The organism is Corynebacterium sp. HMSC075D04, from assembly GCF_001815635.1.
Classification (GTDB): domain Bacteria; phylum Actinomycetota; class Actinomycetes; order Mycobacteriales; family Mycobacteriaceae; genus Corynebacterium; species Corynebacterium coyleae.
Window position 1 is genome coordinate 1 of record NZ_KV821356.1, and the last position, 19,164, is coordinate 19,164.

Below are 19,164 nucleotides of genomic sequence, written 5' to 3' on the forward strand. Positions count from 1 at the left end.
GGACTCCATGTCCAAAAAGTCATGAGACATGACAGTCTTTAACTAAGTACGCCTTGAGCATGAGCTCCCAAGCATTACAAAGAAAGATCGAGCAGGACTCAGCGTGATATTTCAGAGTCGGGCGGTTGTAAAGCTCCAACGCAAGAATGAAGGCTTCTTTACTCTTCTCCAAAAGACGCTGGACGATTTCTTCATGCCCCATTTCCATAACGAATCAGTCTAACGATCAACGCGACGCCCTTAGTGCTGGTCGTCTAGTTGCGCGGCAGTGCGTGCTAGACGATCAGCTTTCGTCGAAAATGTTTCCCCAGGTGATGATGGAAACGATGGTCGATAAAAGAAAGATCGTCTAGTTGCACAAAAACGCAGCTAGACGATCAGGGGCGCGTTTGCCTCACGGTTGTTACGGGTTAAGCGACAAAAAGAAAGCCGCTGGGCGCGACTGCACCTAGCGGACATTCTCTTAATTACCGGATTTTAACCCGTCTTGTGAGAACCAACTGTATATATAGTTTTGTGCAGAAGCAAACTACATATTCGATTACGCGTGCTCTTTCTGACCCTCGCTTCAAAACTTACATACAGGCAGCCGGGGGCTCAGAAAAACAAGCACTTCTGCTCTACCTTTGGAATATCGAGATGGCGGGAGCTGTCGCTGCGACCACAGGTATGGTCGAAGTACAACTCAGAAACAGCATCAATTCACGCCTTCAAACTTGGAATGCATCCCAACCGGTTAATGATCCAAACCGTACTTGTGCGTACACAAGGGACTGGCTAAAGGATCCTGCACCTCGACTTCGCCAGATTATTTCGCCACCACGCAAAAGGCCACTTTGGCAAAAAGCGGAACCAGCCCTACGAGACGAACTTGGCAATTGTGCAAAGCCGAATCCTTCTCATGACGACCTTGTCGCGGCTTTGCCTTTCGGTTCATGGCTTTTCATCTTGCCTCAACCCCAGGTTTCTTCTCCTCAAAATCCCCGGATGCGGATTTGGGACGAGACTCTCAAGCATGCATTTACTGCTCGGAACGCTTCCGAATTCCAGAGCGCTAATCCCGCTGTCATTTACCAGTGGGCAAATGCAGTACGGCACGCACGAAATCGTGCAAGCCATCTAGAACCGCTGCTTGACTCTGGACAATTGATCCGGGTTCATCGAATATCCGCCCGCCTTATGCATTCAATGAACCCCGCTGCCGCATCCTGGCTAGCGGGGCAGCAGTACATCCATTCAGTTCTTAAAAGGAAACCCGTGTAGTTACTCTCTTGCCCCTGATCGTCTAGTTGCGCGGCAGTGCGAGCTAGACGATCAGCTTTCGGCAAAAACGTTTCCCCAGGTGATGATGGAAACGGTGGTCGATAAAAGAAAGATCGTCTAGTTGCGCAAAAACGCAGCTAGACGATCAGGAGGGGGAGGCCAGAAAAAGAGCCCGTGTAGCTACTCCCTTGCCGGGGAGGCGCTGCGGTCGTCGTTACGCACGGGCACCCACTTGAGCACGTAGGCGAGCACGACCACGCCCACAGCGATGGCGAAGGACACCCAGCCGAAACCGGTGGTGAAGCCGGCGATGACGGCGATCGGCGCGAGGATGGTCATGCCGATTTCGAAGGGGGCGAAGCCAACGTAGGCCACGCCGTACTCGTTGAGGGTGCCGGACTTGAGTTTCGGGTCGACCATCTTGAGCAGCGCGATGCCGGTGGCCACGGCGGCGGTGGCCCAGCCCCAGCCGAACAGGCCACGCTCGAGCCAGTTTTCGCCAAAGAAGGTCGGGCCGGCCCACAGCATCCAGACCACGCAGAACACGGTACCCAGGACGAACATGACAACCAGTGCCTGCCAGTAGCCGGCGAGTGCGGCGGGGACGATAGACGCGATGCCGAAGGCGATCATGTAGTCGGTGGCAGCGCCGGAGATGGAGTTGATGGTGGAGCCGTCGAGGTAGTTCGGGCGCCCGGCGAGTCGCAACGCAAGACGGCCGACCAGGCCGACCACGAACGACATGGCGAACAGCGGGATGGACACGTTTGGCCACTGCCCCTTGATCAGCGTGTTCAGCAGGTACGCGATGAGCACGGTGAACACGATGAAGCCGGCGTGCAGTGCGAGCGGTTCGATGGACGACGGGTTGGTGGTGGCTTTGCCGATGGAGGGGCGTTCTTCCTCGTTGCGGATGTAGCCGGTGCGCAGGTCGTCGGGAAGATCGCCCGCGAGCTGGGATGCCTTGCCTTTGCGGATGCCCCAGTTGGCCATGATCACGCCGCCGACAATCGCCACGAGGGTGCCCACGGTGGCGGAGGTGAAGCCGAGAGAGGATGCGCCTTCAACGCCGATCTCCTCAAGCGCGGAGCCGACGGCCGCTGCGGTGCCGAAGCCGCCGACGAAGCCGACGGGCAGCATCATGCCGAACCACGGCTCGGTGCCGAATACGGGTGCGAAGAGGTAGATGCCAAGCAGGATGAATAGGCCCCATTGCCCCATGAACATTGCGGTGGAATAGCCCCACATGTTGCGCGCACCGGTGGCCACGGACCCGCCGAATTGCATCGAGTACGCCATCGACGCGAACACCACCGCGATGAGCAGCGTGGTGTACGTGCCCACCTGGTCGGACCAGTTAATCAGGCCGAGGACTTCCGGCCCGAGGATGAGCCCGATAAGGCCCGCGGTGATCGGTGCAGGCAGCAGCAATGCTTGCAGTACGCGCAGTCGGTTGCGCAGGACGTTGCCGACGATGAGGAGGAGGGAGATCCATCCGATGTCGGTAAGCAGCGTGTATGGGGTGAATTCCATCGCAGCACCTTCCTTTATCCACTTATCGCATATAAAACAGTCTGTACTCTAACCCAGTACGCTGTTTTCATGACTTTTCCGGAGTCCGTTGAGTTGTTGCGCACCCACGGATCGCGCGTGAGTGAGGTGTGGCGCGCGAAGTTCGTGGAGGCGTATCCACACGCGTCGATGATGCTTGCTCCTGGTGAGCGCATGCCGCAGATGCTTATCGACGCCACCACGTGGCTCCTCAGCCACTCCCCCACCGAAACCACCGACCGCCTGCGCGCGATCGCACTGGACCTGCGCCGCACGGGCTTCCCCGCCGAGGAGTACCCGAACGCGATGCAGTTGCTTGGCGACGCCATCCGCACCGTCGCCGTAGACACCGGAGCCGAGGTCGATACCGGTGCCGAGGACCCCACCCCGGCACTTGTGGCGGCGGGCGAGGTGATGCGCAAGGCAGCATCCCAAGCCGACTACGCGGGCGTGCCGGCGGCCTCAGCGGCGCAGGTCACCAGCGTGGAGGAGCGCGACGGGGTGCAGATCGTGCGCCTCGAGGCAGGCACGCGCATCATCTACGCCCCCGGTGAAACGCTGCCCGTAATGTCGCCGGAGGCCCCCGGCATGTGGACCGGACTGATCCCGGCGCTGCCATCGAATCCGTTCGGACAAATGGAGTTTCACATCAGCACCGGCACCGATCTTGCGGTTGCGCCCGGCGCGTGGTTGACATTGGGTGTGGCGCGCGGGGGTCTGCAGGGGTTCGTCGATAAGCAAGTGCTCTTGGTGGCCGCGGGGACGGGGTTGGCTGCGGCGAAGGCGCTGGTTTTTCACTGGTTGGAATGCGAGGAGCGCCCCGATGTGCACCTGGTTTCGGATGTGACGTACGACCGCGCGGCGCTGGACGCGTTGGCTGGCGCGCAGGACTGGCTGGACGTGAGTTGGGTGGTGGAGTCGCGCCTGGGTGCGCCGCTGGAGCAGGTGGTGTCGGGCCCGGGAATGTGGTGGGGTCGCGACGTGATCGTGTGCGCGGACCAGGCACGCGCGGCCGCGATCACGGCAGCGCTTCGGGAGGCCGGGGCCGAAGGCGTGCAGGTCATCGCCCACGACGCGACGCCGGAGTGGTTTAGCGCATCGTAGTGTCCGCGCGGATCTGGCCGAGCGGAAGGCGTTTGCGCTGCTTGGCGGCCTCTTCGGGGTCGATGTCTACGACCAGGGTTTCGGGCCCGTAGCCGGCTTCGGCGATGCGCACGCCGGAAGGGTCGACCACGGTTGAGTGGCCCGCGCCGGTGGGACCGGACGGCTCGCCCGCTTTGGTTTCAAAATCCGGGCGCGACTGGCCAGCGGCCGCGATGAACACCCCGGCGTCGAGGGCGCGCGCGGCGGTTAAGATGCGCCACTGCTCCACCTTGCCGGGCCCGTCGGCCCAGCTTGTGGGTACGACAATGACTTGGGCGCCGCGGTCCGCAAGGGCCTGGAACTGCTCGGGGAAGCGAATGTCGAAGCAGGTGGCCACGCCCACCGTCACGCCGTCGTGCTCGAAGGTGACCAGGCGTTCGCCGGGGCGCACGGTGTCGGACTCGCGGTAGTTGAACGCGTCGTACGTATGAATCTTGTCGTAGCCCTCATGCAGGCCATTTCCCGTGATCAGGGCGGTGTTGTAGACGCGGTTGATGGTTTTCTCGCCGCGCTGCACGGTATCGGCGGGCCGGAACATGCCAGCCACGATGGTCACGCCGAGCTCGCCTGCCAGGTCGCGCATGTTGGTGGCAAATGCGCCGTCGAGGTCCTCCGCCTGCGTATCCAGTCGGCCCTGCTCAAAGGCCTGACTGGCACCCTCCGGCAGCACGATCAGGCTCGCACCTTGGGCGGCGGCGTCGCGCACCAGCGGAGCAAGGTGGGCAAAGTTGTCCATTGTGTCACTGCCTGTGACCGTTTGCACCAACGCGATCTTCATGTGGATAACTTTAGGTGGAGTTCGGGGCAGTTATCCACAGATTTTTCTTCGCCCCTTGTGGTTGTGTGCTGGTGCGCAGAGGATTCGGCCCATGACTCTTGAAATCTCAACACGCACCGCACCCGTCGCCCGCGGCCTCGCCCGCACGTTCACACCGTTACCGTTTGCGCAGGTGGGGGTGTCGCGGACGGCGGAAGCGTTGTCGTCGATACGCAACAGCACGCACATGCTTATCGACGACACCACCGCCCACCTCAACACCCACCTCAATTCCATCGCGCGCTTTGCCCGCGCGGTGGAGGGCGTGGACGCCGACCTGGAAGCGAGGCTTGCGCCATGAGTGTTGCCACGTACCGCCCAGCGCTGGACGCGGCGGAACTCTCGGCGGCAGCGGCCGCGTTGCGCCTTGCCTCTGATGCCGCCCGGGAGCGCGCCACCCATGTACCAACCTCGCGCGTGGCACTGGTGTCCACGGGCTTTCGGGGCGTGGCGGCGGATGCGGCGTACGCGCGGTTAGATGCGTTCGGGTCTGTGTTTGCGCGCGGTGCCGACGACTTGGCCACGGCTGCTGCGCTTGTCTCCACGGCGGCGGGGCTGCAACGGCAGTTGGACGAGGCCGCCGTGTTTGCCACCCGCTACCTGCACTCGCGCACCGTGCTGTGGCTCAACGCGATGTCGATGGCGCTGGACCTGGAACTCGCGCGGTCCTTGTTGCGCCTTGGCGGGCACGAGCAGGACTACGACCCGCTGTTCGCCCACCCGGATGAGTCGTTTCAGGACCTGCACGCGCGTCATGTGCCGACCTTGCCCGCCGCGACTCGTGCCGCCGTGGAGGCTGCGGGCGGGACCGTTCTCGAGGCCGGACCTGCTTCGACCACTGTTGTCGTCGGTGACGTTGTGGAACCGGCGCGGGTGATCACCATGGTGGCCGGCGCGACCACGGGCGCGCCCGCGAAGTTGGAGGGTGAGTTGGCAAAGGCGTCGCGGTTGGCGCAGCAGACCGGTGCTGCGGTGGTGGTGTGGCAGGGTTATGCACCGCCACGCTCGGTGCCGCGGGCGGTCTCTCCCCTGCGCGCGTCTGCTGGTGCGGATGATCTGGCGATGTTCCAGGCAGCACTTGAGGAGCGCTTCCCGGACGCACAGAAGACCGTCGTCTCCCACAGTTACGGCACGCTGCTGGCCACCACGGCGGCGCGCGACCATGGACTTATAGCGGATGACTTATGGGTCCTCGGCAGCGCCGGCGTCGCAGGCCAGCACGTCTCCGAGCTCACACTTGCGGATGAGCACGCCACCGTTCACGTCGTCGATTCACCCCAGGACCCCATCCTGTTGCTGCGCTCTGGGCCGTCGGCGGTGCTCGGCGCGTCGCCGTCGTATGTAGGGTGGGGCGCACAGCGCGTGGAGGGCGTGCGCGGCGGGCACTCCGACTACTTCACAGACCCGGCTTTTGTGTCTGCTTTGCAACAGCGCGCAAGCACAACTTAAGAAATGGCGTTACCATGGCGAACGTTTAAAGAAACTACCTTTAGGAGTCTGATAAACCATGGCAAACTTTGCAGAGCAAGTCGTCGAGCGCCTCGAGGCCCTCGGCATTAAACGCATTTACGGTCTGGTGGGCGACTCGCTCAACCCGCTTTCTGACGCCGTGCGCGAAAGCGACATCGAGTGGGTCCACGTCCGCAACGAGGAAGCCGCAGCGTTTGCTGCCGGTGCAGACTCGCTAGCCACCGACGAACTCGCCGTCTGCGGCGCGTCCTGCGGCCCGGGCAACACTCACTTCGTCCAGGGCCTGTTCGAGTCCCACCGCAACGGCGCGAAGGTACTCGCCATTGCATCGCATATCCCGACGGCCGAGATCGGTTCCTCCTTCTTCCAGGAGACCCACCCGGAGATGCTGTTCCAGGAGTGCTCCTCCTACTGCGAGGTCGTCCACACCGCCGACCAGGGCATGCGCGTGCTGCACAACGCTCTGCAGAACACGCTCGCCGGCAACGGCGTGTCCGTGATGGTCGTGCCTGGCGACGTCTTCGCCGCCGACACCGCCGACGGCCCGCACACCGCCGACTCCGTCTACGCCACCGGCAAGGACAAGCGCGTCTACCCCGACCCATCTGAAGCCGCACGGCTTGTCGAAGCCATCAACAAGGCCGACAAGGTCACCCTGTTCTGTGGCTACGGCGCACGCGATGCCCGCGACGAAGTCTTCGCCCTGGCCGAGAAGATTAAGTCCCCGATCGGCCACTCCTTCCGCGGCAAGATGTACTACGAGTACGACAACCCTTACGACGTCGGCATGTCCGGCCTCCTTGGCTACGGTGCCTGCCTCGACGCTATGGAAGAGTCCGACCTGTTCATCATGGTCGGCACCGACTTCCCGTACACCGACTGGCTGCCTGAAGAAAACGTCGCCCAGATCGACATCAACGGCACCCACATCGGCCGCCGCACCAAGGTCGACTACCCCGTCGTCGGCGACGTGAAGAGCGTCATCGAAAACATCCTCCCCCACGTCGAGGAGAAGAAGGACCGCAAGTTCCTGGACAAGATGCTCAAGCGCCACTACCAGCTGCTGGACCACGTGGTGAAGAGCTACACCGAGGAAGCCTTCGAGTCGAAGAAGCCGATCCACCCCGAACTCGCAGCCTCCGTGCTGGACAAACTTGCCGACGACGACGCCTACTTCACCGTTGACACCGGCATGTGCAACGTGTGGTCCTCGCGCTACCTCACCCCGAACGGCAAGCGCGACGAAGGCGCGTCCTTCCTCCACGGCACCATGGCAAACGCGCTGCCGATGGCCATCGGCGTCCAGGCAGCACAGCCGGACCGCCAGGTCATCTCCTGGTCCGGCGACGGCGGCCTCGGCATGCTCATGGGCGAACTGCTCACCATCAAACTGCACCAACTGCCGGTGAAGGTGATCTGCTTCAACAACTCCTCCCTCGGCATGGTCAAACTCGAGATGATGGTCGCCGGCATGCCCTACTTCGGCACCGACCACGAACAGGTCAACTTCGCCGAGATCGCCAAGGGTGTCGGCATCAAGTCCTTCCGCATCGAGGAGCCCGAGGACCTCGAGCCGATGCTCAAGGAGGCACTTGCTTACGACGGCCCCGTAGTCGTCGACATCGTCACCGACCCCGAGGCTCTCTCCCTGCCACCGGGAATCACCTGGGACATGATGAAGGGCTTTGCCAAGTCTGGCGCCCGCACCGCCTTCCTTGAAGGTGGCGTCGGCCGACTGTTCAACCTGGCCAAGTCCAACCTCCGCCACATCGGCGGTGCTGCTGCCATCGAGTTCGGCGGGTAGGTCGCTGTAGTTCAGACGCGACAAAGCCCGCGCTGCCCTTGATGGGTAGCGCGGGCATTTCTTGTTTGTCGTTGCCAGCGTCGTTTCCGTCGGCGCCGCCGCCTCAGGTGCGGCCACCGACTAGGCGTCGGGGGTGAGGTTGCGGCGACGGCGTCGTCGTGAAGCAGCTGGCTCCCATGCCACGATCGCGGTGGAACGTGGCACGTGCACCAACTCGCCGCCACGACGGGAACCGTTGCGCAACTTCTGACGCAACTCCTCGTTGTGGCCACGCTGGGCATCCAACTCGTCCTGCAGTTCCTCGATCTGCGCGGAGAGCTCAATGATCGTCTTGATGCCCGCCAGGTTCACGCCTTCCTCTTGGGAGAGGTACTGAATGCGGCGCAGCATCGAGATGTCACGGCTGGAGTAGCGCCGGCCGCCTCCCTTGGTGCGCTTCGGCGTGACCAGGCCCAGCCTGTCGTAGGTGCGCAGGGTCTGGGCGTGCATACCGGTGAGCTCGGCGGCGACAGAGATGACGAAGTATTCCTTCTCTTCTGCCATGGTTACACCTCCTTTCGCCGTCTAGCGCTCGGACCAGCCGGCGCGCGGGTCAAAGCCGGAATCCTTCTCGGCCTGGGCGTACGCGCGCAGCGCACTGGTTGCGGACGGGTCCAGGTCCTTCGGTACCTTCACCTCGACGGTGACTAACAGGTCGCCGGCGTTGCCGGATCGCTTCGGGATACCACGGCCACGCACGCGCAAGGTGCGGCCGTTCGGGGTGCCAGCGGGGACCTTGACCTTCACCGGGTTGTCTAGGGTCGGCACCGTGATAGTGGAACCGAGGGCGACCTCTGCAAACGAGACGGGGACCGTGACTTCGAGGTCGTCGCCGGAGCGGGTGAAGGTGTCGTCGCTACGCACATGCACCATGACGAACAAGTCGCCGGCGGGAGTGCCGTTGGGACCTGCTTCGCCTTGGCCTGCAAGGCGCACCTTCTGACCATCGATGACGCCTGCGGGGATGCGGACCGTGATCGAACGGGTACGTCGGACGGTGCCGGTGCCGTTGCATGTGGTGCACGGATCCTCGATGACTTCACCGGTGCCGTGGCAGTTCGTGCAGGGACGAGCCATGCCGAACGCGCCGGAGTTCTCCCGGATGTAACCGGAGCCGGAGCAGACCTCACACGTGTGCGTCTTGCCGGACTTCGAACCAGAGCCGTGGCAGGTGGTGCACGGTGCGTCGCCGGTGAGCTCGACGGGGAACGTCGTGCCCTTGGCTGCTTCGCGGAAGTCGAGGGTTATTTCCGTTTCGACGTCGGCCCCCCGCGACGGCCGAGCGTTCCTGCCAGCACCGCCGCGGCCGCCAAAGAAGCCACCGAAGATATCACCAAGGCCGCCGTCTCCAGCTTGTCCACCAGCGGCTGATCCGAAGATGTCCGAGAGGTCGAATTCCGTCTCCGTGCCGCGAAACCCGCCCGGAAAACCGGACGCTCCTCCCCGCCCGAACCGGCCAAAGCCGCCCGAACCGATCATGGACTTCAACTGGTCGTACTCTTTGCGCTTCTGCTCGTCGCCGACCACGTCGTACGCTTCCGCAACCCGCTTGAACTTCTCCTCAGCCTTCTTGTTGCCGGGGTTCGAATCCGGGTGGTTTTCGCGTGCGAGCTTGCGGTACGCCTTTTTAATATCGGCCTGGCTTGCCGACGACGACACACCTAAGTCGCCGTAATAATCCTTGTCGGCCCATTCCTGTTGCATAGCCATCTCGCACCCTCCTTTCGCTGTAAATCGGTGTGGAGTTGTTGTCTTCTAAATTTCGTTCACTAAATAATCTAAGTAAAAAGGCCGGGGATCAGGCCGCTTCTTGTTTGCGTGTACCCATTCCCCGGCCCTGCCACCAAGTTGTTGTTACTCGGTGGTATCGGCACTTTCGGCCGGATCGGCGATGATCACCATGGCGTTTCGCACCAAGCGGTCACCCACCGTGTAGCCCTTGCGCAGCACCGTTCCCAGAACCTTTTCATCGCCCTGGGACAGATCCTGCACGGCCTCGTGGACCTCCGGGTTGAACTCGTCGCCTTCGGCACCGAACTCCTTCACACCCTGGCCAGCGACGATGGAACGGAACTTATCCGCGAAAGCCTTCAGCGGGCCTTCTTCCAGGTCGCCGTGCTGCTGGGCGAGATCGAGATCGTCGAGAAGCGGCAGCAGGTCGGTGGCAAACTTTGCCTTCGCGGTGGTGGCAATCTCGCCACGCTCACGCTCCGTGCGACGGCGGTAGTTGGCGTATTCGGCGCTGACGCGCTGCAGGGACTCGGTGCGCTCTGCGAGCTGCAACTCGATGTCGCTGACCGCGCCGTCACCATCGACGTCCGGGTCTACCTCGCCGTCGGCGATCTGCGCTGCATCTTCCAAGTCTTTCAACTCAGCTTCCGCGGCAACGAGGGGGTCCTCGTCCGTGGACAGTGCCTCGGACTCAGCCGCCTCGTCGGCCAGGGCTTCCGCCTGATCCGGGGAGACGTACTGTTCGTCCGTCGCCTCCGGATTACCCGGGTTGTCGGGCATCTGCTCGTTGTTCGGGTTCGTCATCAGACGTCGCCTCCTTACACGTACTGGGTTGGATTACTTGTTGTCGGCGTCGGTGTCGTCGTCCTCGACAACCTCGGCGTCCACAACGTTGTCGTCGCCAGCATCAGCCTGGGTAGCACCCTCGTTGGCCTGAGCCTCGTAGAGCGCGGTGCCCATTGCCTGGGACTCGGTGGTCAGCTTCTCCACTGCGGACTTGATGGCATCCAGGTCATCGCCCTTGAGTGCCTCATCGACAGCGTCAGCAGCCTCGGTGACGCGGGTCTTGATGTCCTCGGAGAGCTTCTCGCCGTTCTCGTCCATGAACTTACGGGTCTGGTAGGCCATGGTCTCCGCGTTGTTGCGGGTCTCCTGCTCCTCGCGACGCTTCTTGTCCTCGTCAGCGTGAGCCTCGGCGTCCTTGATCATGCGATCGATCTCTTCATCGGACAGACCGGAGCCTTCCTGGATCTTGATCGTGTTTTCCTTGCCGGTGGCCTTGTCCTTTGCGGACACGGACACGATGCCGTTGGCGTCAATGTCGAAGGTGACCTCAATCTGCGGAACACCACGCGGAGCCGGAGCGATACCTGCCAGTTCGAAGGAGCCGAGCAGCTTGTTTGCGGAAGCGATCTCGCGCTCACCCTGGAAGACCTGGATCTGCACGGACGGCTGGTTATCTTCAGCCGTGGTGAAGGTCTCCGAACGCTTCGTCGGAATGGTGGTGTTGCGCTCGATGAGCTTGGTCATCACGCCACCCTTGGTTTCAATACCGAGGGACAGCGGGGTGACGTCGAGCAGCAGCACGTCCTTGACGTCGCCGCGCAGGACACCAGCCTGCAGAGCAGCACCCAGAGCCACAACCTCGTCCGGGTTCACGGACTTGTTCGGCTCCTTGCCAGTGAGCTCCTTGACCAGTTCGGTCACAGCCGGCATACGGGTCGAGCCACCAACCAGAACAACGTGGTCAATATCGCCGACAGACAGGCCAGCGTCCTTGATCACTTGGTTGAACGGGCTCTTGGTGCGATCCAGCAGGTCGGAGGTGATCTTCTGGAACTCGGTGCGGGTCAGGGTCTCGTCGAGGAACAGCGGGTTCTTCTCTGCATCAACCGTGATGTACGGCAGGTTGATGGAAGCCTGCTGTGCAGACGAGAGCTCAATCTTGGCCTTCTCCGCAGCCTCGCGCAGACGCTGCATAGCCATCTTGTCCTTGGACAGGTCAACGCCGTTCTGGGACTTGAACTTGTCCACGAGCCACTCGACTACGCGGTTATCCCAGTCGTCGCCGCCGAGCTCGTTGTCACCAGCGGTAGCCAGTACCTCAACAACGCCATCTCCGATCTCCAGCAGGGACACGTCGAAGGTGCCGCCACCGAGGTCGAAGACCAGGATGGTCTCTTCCTTCTCAGCCTTATCCAGGCCGTAAGCGAGAGCCGCAGCGGTCGGCTCGTTCACGATACGCAGGACGTTCAGGCCTGCGATCTGGCCAGCCTCCTTGGTGGCCTGACGCTGAGCGTCCTCGAAGTAAGCCGGGACGGTAATAACAGCCTCAGTGACCTCGTCGCCCAGGTAAGCCTCCGCGTCGCGCTTCAGCTTCTGCAGCGTACGAGCGGAAATCTCCTGCGGGGTGTACTTCTTGCCATCGATATCTACGGTCCAGTCCTCGCCCATGTGACGCTTCACGGAGCGGATCGTGCGATCGACGTTGGTCACCGCCTGGTTCTTTGCAGACTGACCAACAAGCACCTCACCGTTCTTCGCAAAAGCGACAACCGACGGGGTGGTGCGGGAACCCTCAGCGTTAGCGATAACTACCGGCTCGCCGCCCTCAAGAACGGAAACAACCGAGTTCGTGGTGCCAAGGTCAATACCAACTGCACGTGCCATAAAAGTAATTCCTCCTGTTGAAATGTGGTTTATCAGTAAGTTGATGCGCTCCGGCTCAACTTGACGGCCACCACTATAACACCGGTGGACACATCCTTGAGCCTGTTGCACTCAATCTATGTAACGGCACTGTACCCAAAGTTGTTCCCACTCGACGCAACTTTATTTGTTTCCGCAGGTAGAAGCACGCAAAAACACCCTCACCGACCGGGAACATAAGTGGGCGGTGAGGGTGTCGTCGCTAAGCAAATGCTCTTAGAACAGGCCGGTTTCCTTCTCAGAGTAGGACCAGAGGAGGTTCTTGGTCTGCTGGTAGTGGTCGAGCATCATCAGGTGGGTTTCGCGGCCGATGCCGGACTTCTTGTAACCACCGAACGCCGCGTGAGCCGGGTAGGAGTGATACTGGTTCACCCATACACGACCCGCTTGGATCGCGCGACCGGCCTTGTAGGCGGTGGTGCCGGAGCGCGCCCAGACACCGGCGCCGAGGCCGTAGATGGTGTCGTTGGCAATGCGGATAGCCTCGTCGAAGTCCTTGAACGTGGTCACGGACATCACCGGGCCGAAGATCTCCTCCTGGAAGATACGCATGTCGTTGGTGCCCTTGAACACGGTCGGCTCGATGTACATGCCGTTTTCCAGGCCCTCAATCTTGTTCACGCCGCCGCCGGTGAGCACCTCAGCACCTTCCTGGGGCCCAAGCTCGAGGTAGGACTTGATCTTGTCCATCTGCTCGGTGGAGGCCTGCGCACCCATCATCGTTTCGGTGTCCAGCGGGTTGCCGGTCTTGATCTGCTTGACGCGCTGCACACCCAGCTCAAGGAACTCGTCCGCAATGGACTCATGCACCAGCGCACGGGACGGGCAGGTGCAGACCTCACCCTGGTTCAGAGCGAACATTGCGAAGCCCTCGATGGCCTTCTTCTTAAAGTCATCATCCTTGGCAAAGATGTCCTCGAAGAACAGTGCCGGGGACTTGCCACCAAGCTCGAGGGTGACCGGGATGATCTTGTCGGCCGCGGCCTTGTTGATGATCTTGCCCACCTCAGTTGAGCCGGTGAACGCGATCTTGGCAATGCGGTCAGAACCAGACAGTGCCGCGCCGGCCTCGTCGCCCATACCGTTGACAATGTTCAGCACACCCGCCGGAATGAGGTCGCCGATCAGATCCATCAGATACAGGATCGACGCCGGGGTCTGCTCCGCCGGCTTGAGCACGATCGCGTTACCTGCAGCCAACGCCGGAGCAAGCTTCCAGGCCGCCATGAGCAGCGGGAAGTTCCACGGAATGATCTGGCCAACAACGCCGAGTGGCTCGTGGAAGTGGTAGGCGACGGTGTCCTCGTCAATCTGGCTCAGACGACCTTCCTGTGCACGCAGCGCGCCTGCGTAGTAGCGGAAGTGGTCAATCGCCAGCGGAATATCGGCAGCGAGCGTCTCACGCACAGCCTTGCCGTTCTCCCAGGTTTCCGCGACGGCGAGCTCCTCAAGGTGCTCCTCCATGCGGTCCGCGATCTTCAGCAGGACGCCGGAACGCTCCTGCGGGGAGGTCTTCCCCCACGCGGGTGCGGCCTTGTGTGCGGCGTCGAGCGCCAGGTTGATGTCGGCTTCCTTACCGCGTGCAACCTCGCAGAACACCTCGCCGGTGACCGGGGTGATGTTCTCGAAGTACTCGCCATCTACCGGCGGAACCCAGTCGCCACCGATGTAGTTGTCGTAGCGCTTACGGAACTTGACGTTCGAGCCCTCGGTGCCAGGGTTGGGAAACACAGTCATCGTTGTGGCCTTTCTCGGTCGTGGAATGAATTGTGGGCCACACTACACCCAAATCTCTTTGTGGTCTAGGACAACTCTTCCTTGCGCGCACTTTTCGACGACCCCACGCCCCTTCCCCTTATGCATAACCCCACATCTCTGACACAATGACCACGTGAGTGAACGTAAAAAACCAAAATATGTGGGAGCTCTGGACACGGCTGTAGACCCGATCCAGACACTGCCCACCACGGCCGACGCCGCCCAAGACCTCTCCCGCGAGCCGGTTGACCGCGGCGAGGTCATCGCCTCCGACGGCCGCACCGCCGCCGCGTGGGCACTGCGCTTCATCATCGTTGTCGCAGCCACGGCCATCCTTCTCTACCTGCTCAAATGGGTCTGGATGGGCCTTCTGCCGATTCTTCTAGCACTGATTGTGTCCACCGTCCTGTGGCCACCGGTGCGCTGGATGCGCGACCACAAGGTCCCCGCATCCCTGGCCACGTTCATCACCCTGATCGGCTTCTTCGGCATCATCGGCGGCATCTTCGCCGCCATGGCCCCAACCGTGAAAAGCCAAGGCAGCGAGCTCGTACGTCAGACTGAGCAGGGCCTCAATCAGATCGTCGATTGGCTGAAACAGCGCGACCTGGCATTCCTTGAGCCGGAAAAGATCCAAGAAACCGTCGATCAAGTCACCGCCTTTGCCAAGGGCCAGGCCTCCAACATTGCGTCGGGAGTGTTCTCGGGCCTGGGCGCGATTGCGTCGGTAGGCACCACGCTCGCACTGACCCTGGTGCTCACCTTCTTCTTCCTCAAAGACGGCGACCGCTTCCTGCCATGGGTGCGCAAGTACACCGGCGTGCGCGCTGGTTGGCACCTCACCGAAGTGTGCAGCCGCTCCTGGAACACCCTGTCCGGATTCATCCGCACCCAGGCCATCGTGTCCGGTGTTGACGCCATCTTCATCGGTCTCGGCCTACTGTTCCTCGGCGTGCCACTGTGGCCGGTGCTCGCGGTGATCACGTTCTTCGCCGGCTTCATCCCGATCGTCGGTGCGATTTCTGCAGGCGCTCTGGCGGTGATCATCGCGTTGGTGTCCAACGGGTTCATGAACGCCGTGTTCGTGCTCATCCTCATCATCGCCGTACAGCAGCTGGAGAGCAACGTTCTCTCGCCGATCCTGCAGTCCCAGGCGATGGGCCTACACGCCGCCGTGGTCCTGCTCGCCGTCGCTGTCGGCGGCACCCTGTTCGGCATCGTCGGCGCGTTCCTCGCGGTTCCGGTTGCCGCTGTCGCCGCCGTGTGGCTGCGTTACTGGGCTGAAATGGTCTCGCTGCGCTCCGGCGAGATCACCGCCGACGAGATAGCCATGGCCACCCAACAAACTCAGACCATGGATTCCAAGGAATCCTTCCTCGCCGTGCGCGACCACATGATGCGCCTGGCCAAACGCGAGAAGGAGCCCGTGAAAGAGGGGCTTGGCTCCACGCGCGTCCCGCTTGACGACGACACCCCGTCCGACATCGACACCAACCCACCCGGACGCCTCCCCGGCGTGAACGACGAAGACTAGGTACGGTGGTGTGCCGCAATTGGTTATCGACGAAAGGAAATACCAATGGCCGATCTGAATAACAAGACCATCGCAATCCTCGCGACCGACGGCTTTGAAGATTCCGAACTGACCTCCCCGAAGGAGGCCGTCGAACAAGCCGGCGCAACCACCAAGGTCGTCTCCACCGAAACCGGTGAGATCGAGGGCAAGAAGGGCGCCAAGGTCGCCGTCGACGTCACCACCGCCGATGCCAAGGCTGCCGACTACGACGCCCTCATCCTCCCGGGCGGCACCCTCAACGCGGATGCCATCCGCGTTGATTCCGACGCCGTCGCCCTGGTCAAGGCGTTCAAGGACGCAGGCAAGCCGATCGGCGTGATCTGCCACGGAGGCTGGATCATGACCGACGCAGACGTCTTGAAGGACGTGAAGATCACCTCCGTTGCCAACGTGAAGACCGACCTGGTCAACGCAGGTGCCGAGTGGGTCGACGAGGAAGTTGTCATCGACTCCGGTGTCATCTCGTCGCGCACCCCGGACGACCTGCCGGCCTTCAACGCCGCACTCGTCGAGGAGTTTGCAAAGTAACTTCTGCGAGGTAGCTGCTTTTAGCCCGCTGGCGCGTTTACGCCGGCGGGCTTTCTGCATGTCTGGGAGCTGTTCGGAGCGGATCGTCTAGCTCGCCTCTGATGCTGCTAGACGATTCGCCCCTAAATGAAAACCAGTTGCAACTTCACCTGGGGAAATTCAGCGCGGAATGCTTGATCGTCTAGTCCGGCAGAAGGTCTAGCTAGACGATCCGCCTGCCACGACCGATCATTCAACGCCGAGGGCCACTTTGACTAGGTGGGCAGCGAAAGCGGGCAAGGCAACACCCTCGGACCGGGCGTGCGATTCGAGCTCCTGCGCATCTTCCGGCAGTCCCAACTTCGCGGCCCCCTGCAGTGCCTTCTTGTCGAAGACCGGCGCCAACTCCGGCCACACCCCCTGCGCCTCGCGGGCGAACATGGTAGCGCAGGCGTAGCCGGCGGCGCCGAAGATGCGGATCAATTGCGAGCGCGGCGCTTCAACCAGTGCAGATGGTGAGGTCAGGCCGGCGTCGAACAGTCCGCGTGCGGCGTCGACGGCGACGGTGGCGCGTATGGGCTTCGCTTGCAGCATGCACAGGACGAGGAGCTGGAAGAGGGACGTGGGGTCGTCGTCAAGCGAAATGCCCGCGTCTTCAGCGAAGGTGCTCACGCAGGGCTTCTTCGAGTTCCACGCGGGCGCGCTCAAGGGCTGCTTCCCAGATGGCGGAGGCGCCTTCGTCGGCGGAGTCCGAAACCTGCTTGAGCAGGGTCAGCGGGACGCCAAAGGTGGAGCAGACGGCAGCAAGCGCGTAGCCCTCCATGTCGACGAGTTGGCATTCCTTGGCGAGCTCGTCGCGAAGATCAGAGCGGTTCACAAACGCATCACCGGTGGCCAGTTTGGCTTTCGGCAGGTCGGTGAGGGGTTCGAAGGTGAACCAGCGTGGGTAGACAAAGTCGGTGATGTCGGAGGTGCCGCCGACTTTGAAGTCGTGCTTGACGGCGTCGGAAATCTCGTAGACGCCGGGGGCGAGGTCCACAAGCGCGCCTGCCGTGCCGACGTTGATCACGCGCGACGGCAGCGGCCCCTCGGAGAGGCGGCGGGTCAGGGCAATCGCGGCGGGCAGGGTGCCGATGCCGGTGATGAGTACTTCGTGGTCGCCCCCGGACATGATGTCGGCGGCTTCTTCTTTCATGGCTGCAACGATGAGCAAATCAGACATAGTTGCTTATCGTATGCGGGCAGGCTGTGGCTCCACCACTGTTGCGCCTTCGCGCTCGGATGCGGCGCGGGAGTTGGCGCGGGCGCGTTGGATGCCTCGCCAGGAGAGGGCGGCTCCGATTGCAACGATAAGCAAGCGGACGACCCAGAGTCCGCTGGTCATGCCGGCATACGACAAGACGACGGGCAGGTTCAGCAGCACGATCAGGGTGCCGACGACGCCGCCGAGCGCGATGGGGTTCATACGGCTGACCATCCACGCGCCGATGGGCGCGGCGATGACGCCACCGATGAGCAGAGCCAGCACGCCCGCGAGATTTGCGACGAGGTCACGCCACATCCCAACCGCGAACCCGAGTGTTGCGGCGAGGGTGACCAGGAACTCGGCGGTGTTGACGGTGCCGACGATGCGGCGCGGCTCGGCACGCCCTGCGGTAAGCAACGTGGAGGTGGTGACGGGTCCCCAGCCTCCGCCGCCGGTGGCGTCGATGAATCCGCCGAAGAGCCCGAGGCCTGCGAGAAAGCCGCGCGAGTGAGGCTTCGCGGCGAGTTTGCGTTGGGTGAGCCCCCGGGCGAAGCGCAGCATGAGGTTCAGCCCGATTAGCGCGAGGATCAGCGACATCACCGGACGTGCCGCTTCGGTGGAAAGCCGCACGAGCACGGTTGCACCGAGAAACGCCCCGATGGCGCCGGGGATGCCGATCGCGCAGGCGGTGCGCCAGTCCACGTTGCCGAAGCGCGTGTGGGCTACGCCGGAGGCGAGTGTGGTGCCCAGCTCCGCGGTGTGGACGACGGCGGAGGCAGCGGCCGGGGTGATACCGGCGAGCGCGATGAGCATGGTGGAAGAGGTGGCGCCGAAGCCCATGCCGAGGCCGCCGTCGACAAGTTGCGCGGCAAGACCTGTGACTGCGATGAGCAGCAGTGTTTCGAGTTTGTACATGTCAGGCGCCTTTCTCGGCGGCGCGGTATCGGTTGGCGACGATCCGCGCGAGGTCTGTGGTCAGCGGCCCGGATGCCGGCAGGTGGTCTGGGATCCGGTCGAGCAGGGTTCCGTGGGTGACAAACAGTGGGAGCACATGCGTATCTGTGAAGCGCCGCTGACCACGCGTCGCCGACACCACTGCCGTTTCCACCCCGGCACGCTTGGCCACTTCGGCGGCGAGGCGGTCGTAGTTGGCGGCTTGTTCAGGGTTGGAGGTGCCGACTGGGAAAAGGGTTGCGTGGGTGGCGGTGGGGTCGTCGATACGCAAGCGGCGCGCAAGGACATCGGCGATGTCGCTGCCGGTGCCGAGCGGCTCAGCAAGCACGAGGTCGCAGTGCTGGCGGGCTTCGGCGAGGTGGCGCGGCACGTCGATTTTGGCGTGGAATGCGCGGGTAAACAGCAGCGGGACCACGATCGCGCGCGACGAGGATAAGCAAGCAGCTGCCTCGGCGAGGGTCGGTGTGTCGAACTCCAGGTGGGCGTCGGCCCACTCCACGCCGAGTTGCGCGGCCGCGGCTTGGGTGAGCGCGCGGATGCCTTCCTTGGCGCGGGGGTGCCGCGAGCCGTGGGAAAGGGTGATCAGCGCGGTCATG

General features: G+C 62.6%; 18 protein-coding genes. 6 read left to right on the forward strand and 12 right to left on the reverse strand.

Translation table 11 applies throughout. From position 1 onward, the window contains the following. Nucleotides 1–19 precede the first annotated feature (19 nt). Entirely contained in the window at nt 20–208 is a 189-nt protein-coding gene (locus HMPREF3048_RS08325; RefSeq protein ID WP_070771843.1) for a DUF3644 domain-containing protein, read from the reverse strand. Between the two features lie 1,235 nt (nt 209–1,443). Beyond that, nucleotides 1,444–2,796, reverse strand: a complete 1,353-nt coding sequence (locus HMPREF3048_RS08330; RefSeq protein ID WP_070771844.1) for a sodium/glutamate symporter — start codon at nt 2,794–2,796, stop codon at nt 1,444–1,446. Nucleotides 2,797–2,865: 69 nt separating this feature from the next. On the opposite strand from HMPREF3048_RS08330, the gene HMPREF3048_RS08335 reads away from it, so the two are divergent. Beyond that, nucleotides 2,866–3,918, forward strand: coding sequence for a ferredoxin reductase domain-containing protein (locus tag HMPREF3048_RS08335; protein ID WP_070771845.1), 1,053 nt, complete (start codon nt 2,866–2,868; stop codon nt 3,916–3,918). Here HMPREF3048_RS08335 and HMPREF3048_RS08340 read toward each other — a convergent pair. Further along, the gene (locus HMPREF3048_RS08340) at nt 3,905–4,735 is read right to left on the reverse strand and encodes a carbon-nitrogen hydrolase family protein (protein WP_070570721.1); all 831 of its coding nucleotides are present in this window, start codon (nt 4,733–4,735) and stop codon (nt 3,905–3,907) included. The genes HMPREF3048_RS08335 and HMPREF3048_RS08340 overlap by 14 nt on opposite strands. Nucleotides 4,736–4,826: 91 nt before the next feature. Between HMPREF3048_RS08340 and HMPREF3048_RS08345 the strand changes: the two genes are divergently transcribed. Genes HMPREF3048_RS08345 through HMPREF3048_RS08355 form a run of 3 tightly spaced genes read left to right on the forward strand, consistent with a single transcriptional unit; the run spans nt 4,827 to nt 8,048 of the window. Next, nucleotides 4,827–5,075 carry a hypothetical protein gene (locus HMPREF3048_RS08345; RefSeq protein ID WP_070771846.1) on the forward strand — a complete coding sequence of 83 codons (249 nt, stop codon included), beginning with the start codon at nt 4,827–4,829 and terminating at the stop codon, nt 5,073–5,075. Then, nucleotides 5,072–6,223, forward strand: coding sequence for an alpha/beta hydrolase (locus HMPREF3048_RS08350; RefSeq protein ID WP_070771847.1), 1,152 nt, complete (start codon nt 5,072–5,074; stop codon nt 6,221–6,223). Before HMPREF3048_RS08345 ends, HMPREF3048_RS08350 begins: the two co-directional genes overlap by 4 nt. A gap of 58 nt (nt 6,224–6,281) precedes the next feature. Beyond that, on the forward strand, nt 6,282–8,048 hold the full coding sequence (locus HMPREF3048_RS08355; protein ID WP_070771848.1) for a pyruvate dehydrogenase: 1,767 nt from the start codon (nt 6,282–6,284) through the stop codon (nt 8,046–8,048). Between the two features lie 120 nt (nt 8,049–8,168). Here HMPREF3048_RS08355 and HMPREF3048_RS08360 read toward each other — a convergent pair whose 3' ends face one another. The 5 genes from HMPREF3048_RS08360 to HMPREF3048_RS08380 all read right to left on the reverse strand — a co-directional run bounded on the left by HMPREF3048_RS08360 (nt 8,169) and on the right by HMPREF3048_RS08380 (nt 14,264). After that, complete coding sequence (locus tag HMPREF3048_RS08360; protein ID WP_070452532.1) at nt 8,169–8,591, reverse strand: heat shock protein transcriptional repressor HspR; 423 nt, start codon at nt 8,589–8,591, stop codon at nt 8,169–8,171. A 21-nt stretch (nt 8,592–8,612) separates the two neighbouring features. Beyond that, a complete protein-coding gene (dnaJ, locus tag HMPREF3048_RS08365; RefSeq protein WP_070771849.1) occupies nt 8,613–9,797 on the reverse strand; it encodes a molecular chaperone DnaJ in 1,185 nt (394 codons plus the stop codon). A gap of 144 nt (nt 9,798–9,941) precedes the next feature. Continuing rightward, entirely contained in the window at nt 9,942–10,622 is a 681-nt protein-coding gene (grpE, locus tag HMPREF3048_RS08370) for a nucleotide exchange factor GrpE (protein WP_070771850.1), read from the reverse strand. Between the two features lie 33 nt (nt 10,623–10,655). Continuing rightward, a complete protein-coding gene (gene dnaK, locus HMPREF3048_RS08375; RefSeq protein ID WP_070771851.1) occupies nt 10,656–12,488 on the reverse strand; it encodes a molecular chaperone DnaK in 1,833 nt (610 codons plus the stop codon). Between the two features lie 255 nt (nt 12,489–12,743). Further along, entirely contained in the window at nt 12,744–14,264 is a 1,521-nt protein-coding gene (locus HMPREF3048_RS08380; RefSeq protein WP_070615468.1) for an acetaldehyde dehydrogenase ExaC, read from the reverse strand. A gap of 154 nt (nt 14,265–14,418) precedes the next feature. Here HMPREF3048_RS08380 and HMPREF3048_RS08385 point away from each other — a divergent pair, with 154 nt between their 5' ends. Then, entirely contained in the window at nt 14,419–15,819 is a 1,401-nt protein-coding gene (locus HMPREF3048_RS08385) for an AI-2E family transporter (RefSeq protein ID WP_101741022.1), read from the forward strand. 45 nt (nt 15,820–15,864) lie between these two features. Beyond that, nucleotides 15,865–16,389, forward strand: coding sequence for a type 1 glutamine amidotransferase domain-containing protein (locus tag HMPREF3048_RS08390; RefSeq protein WP_070771852.1), 525 nt, complete (start codon nt 15,865–15,867; stop codon nt 16,387–16,389). 228 nt (nt 16,390–16,617) lie between these two features. Here the strand turns inward: HMPREF3048_RS08390 and HMPREF3048_RS08395 are convergent, their stop codons facing one another. Genes HMPREF3048_RS08395 through HMPREF3048_RS08410 form a run of 4 tightly spaced genes read right to left on the reverse strand, consistent with a single transcriptional unit; the run spans nt 16,618 to nt 19,163 of the window. Then, the gene (locus tag HMPREF3048_RS08395) at nt 16,618–17,040 is read right to left on the reverse strand and encodes a hypothetical protein (RefSeq protein WP_070771853.1); all 423 of its coding nucleotides are present in this window, start codon (nt 17,038–17,040) and stop codon (nt 16,618–16,620) included. Further along, nucleotides 17,024–17,590: a nucleosidase gene (locus HMPREF3048_RS08400; RefSeq protein ID WP_070771854.1), complete on the reverse strand. Its 567-nt coding sequence runs from the start codon at nt 17,588–17,590 to the stop codon at nt 17,024–17,026. Before HMPREF3048_RS08400 ends, HMPREF3048_RS08395 begins: the two co-directional genes overlap by 17 nt. A 6-nt stretch (nt 17,591–17,596) precedes the next feature. Next, the gene (locus HMPREF3048_RS08405; protein WP_070771855.1) at nt 17,597–18,529 is read right to left on the reverse strand and encodes a sulfite exporter TauE/SafE family protein; all 933 of its coding nucleotides are present in this window, start codon (nt 18,527–18,529) and stop codon (nt 17,597–17,599) included. 1 nt (nt 18,530) lies between these two features. Next, nucleotides 18,531–19,163 (reverse strand): sirohydrochlorin chelatase, encoded by a 633-nt coding sequence (locus HMPREF3048_RS08410; protein ID WP_070771856.1) that lies wholly within the window; start codon nt 19,161–19,163, stop codon nt 18,531–18,533. Nucleotide 19,164 lies beyond the last annotated feature (1 nt).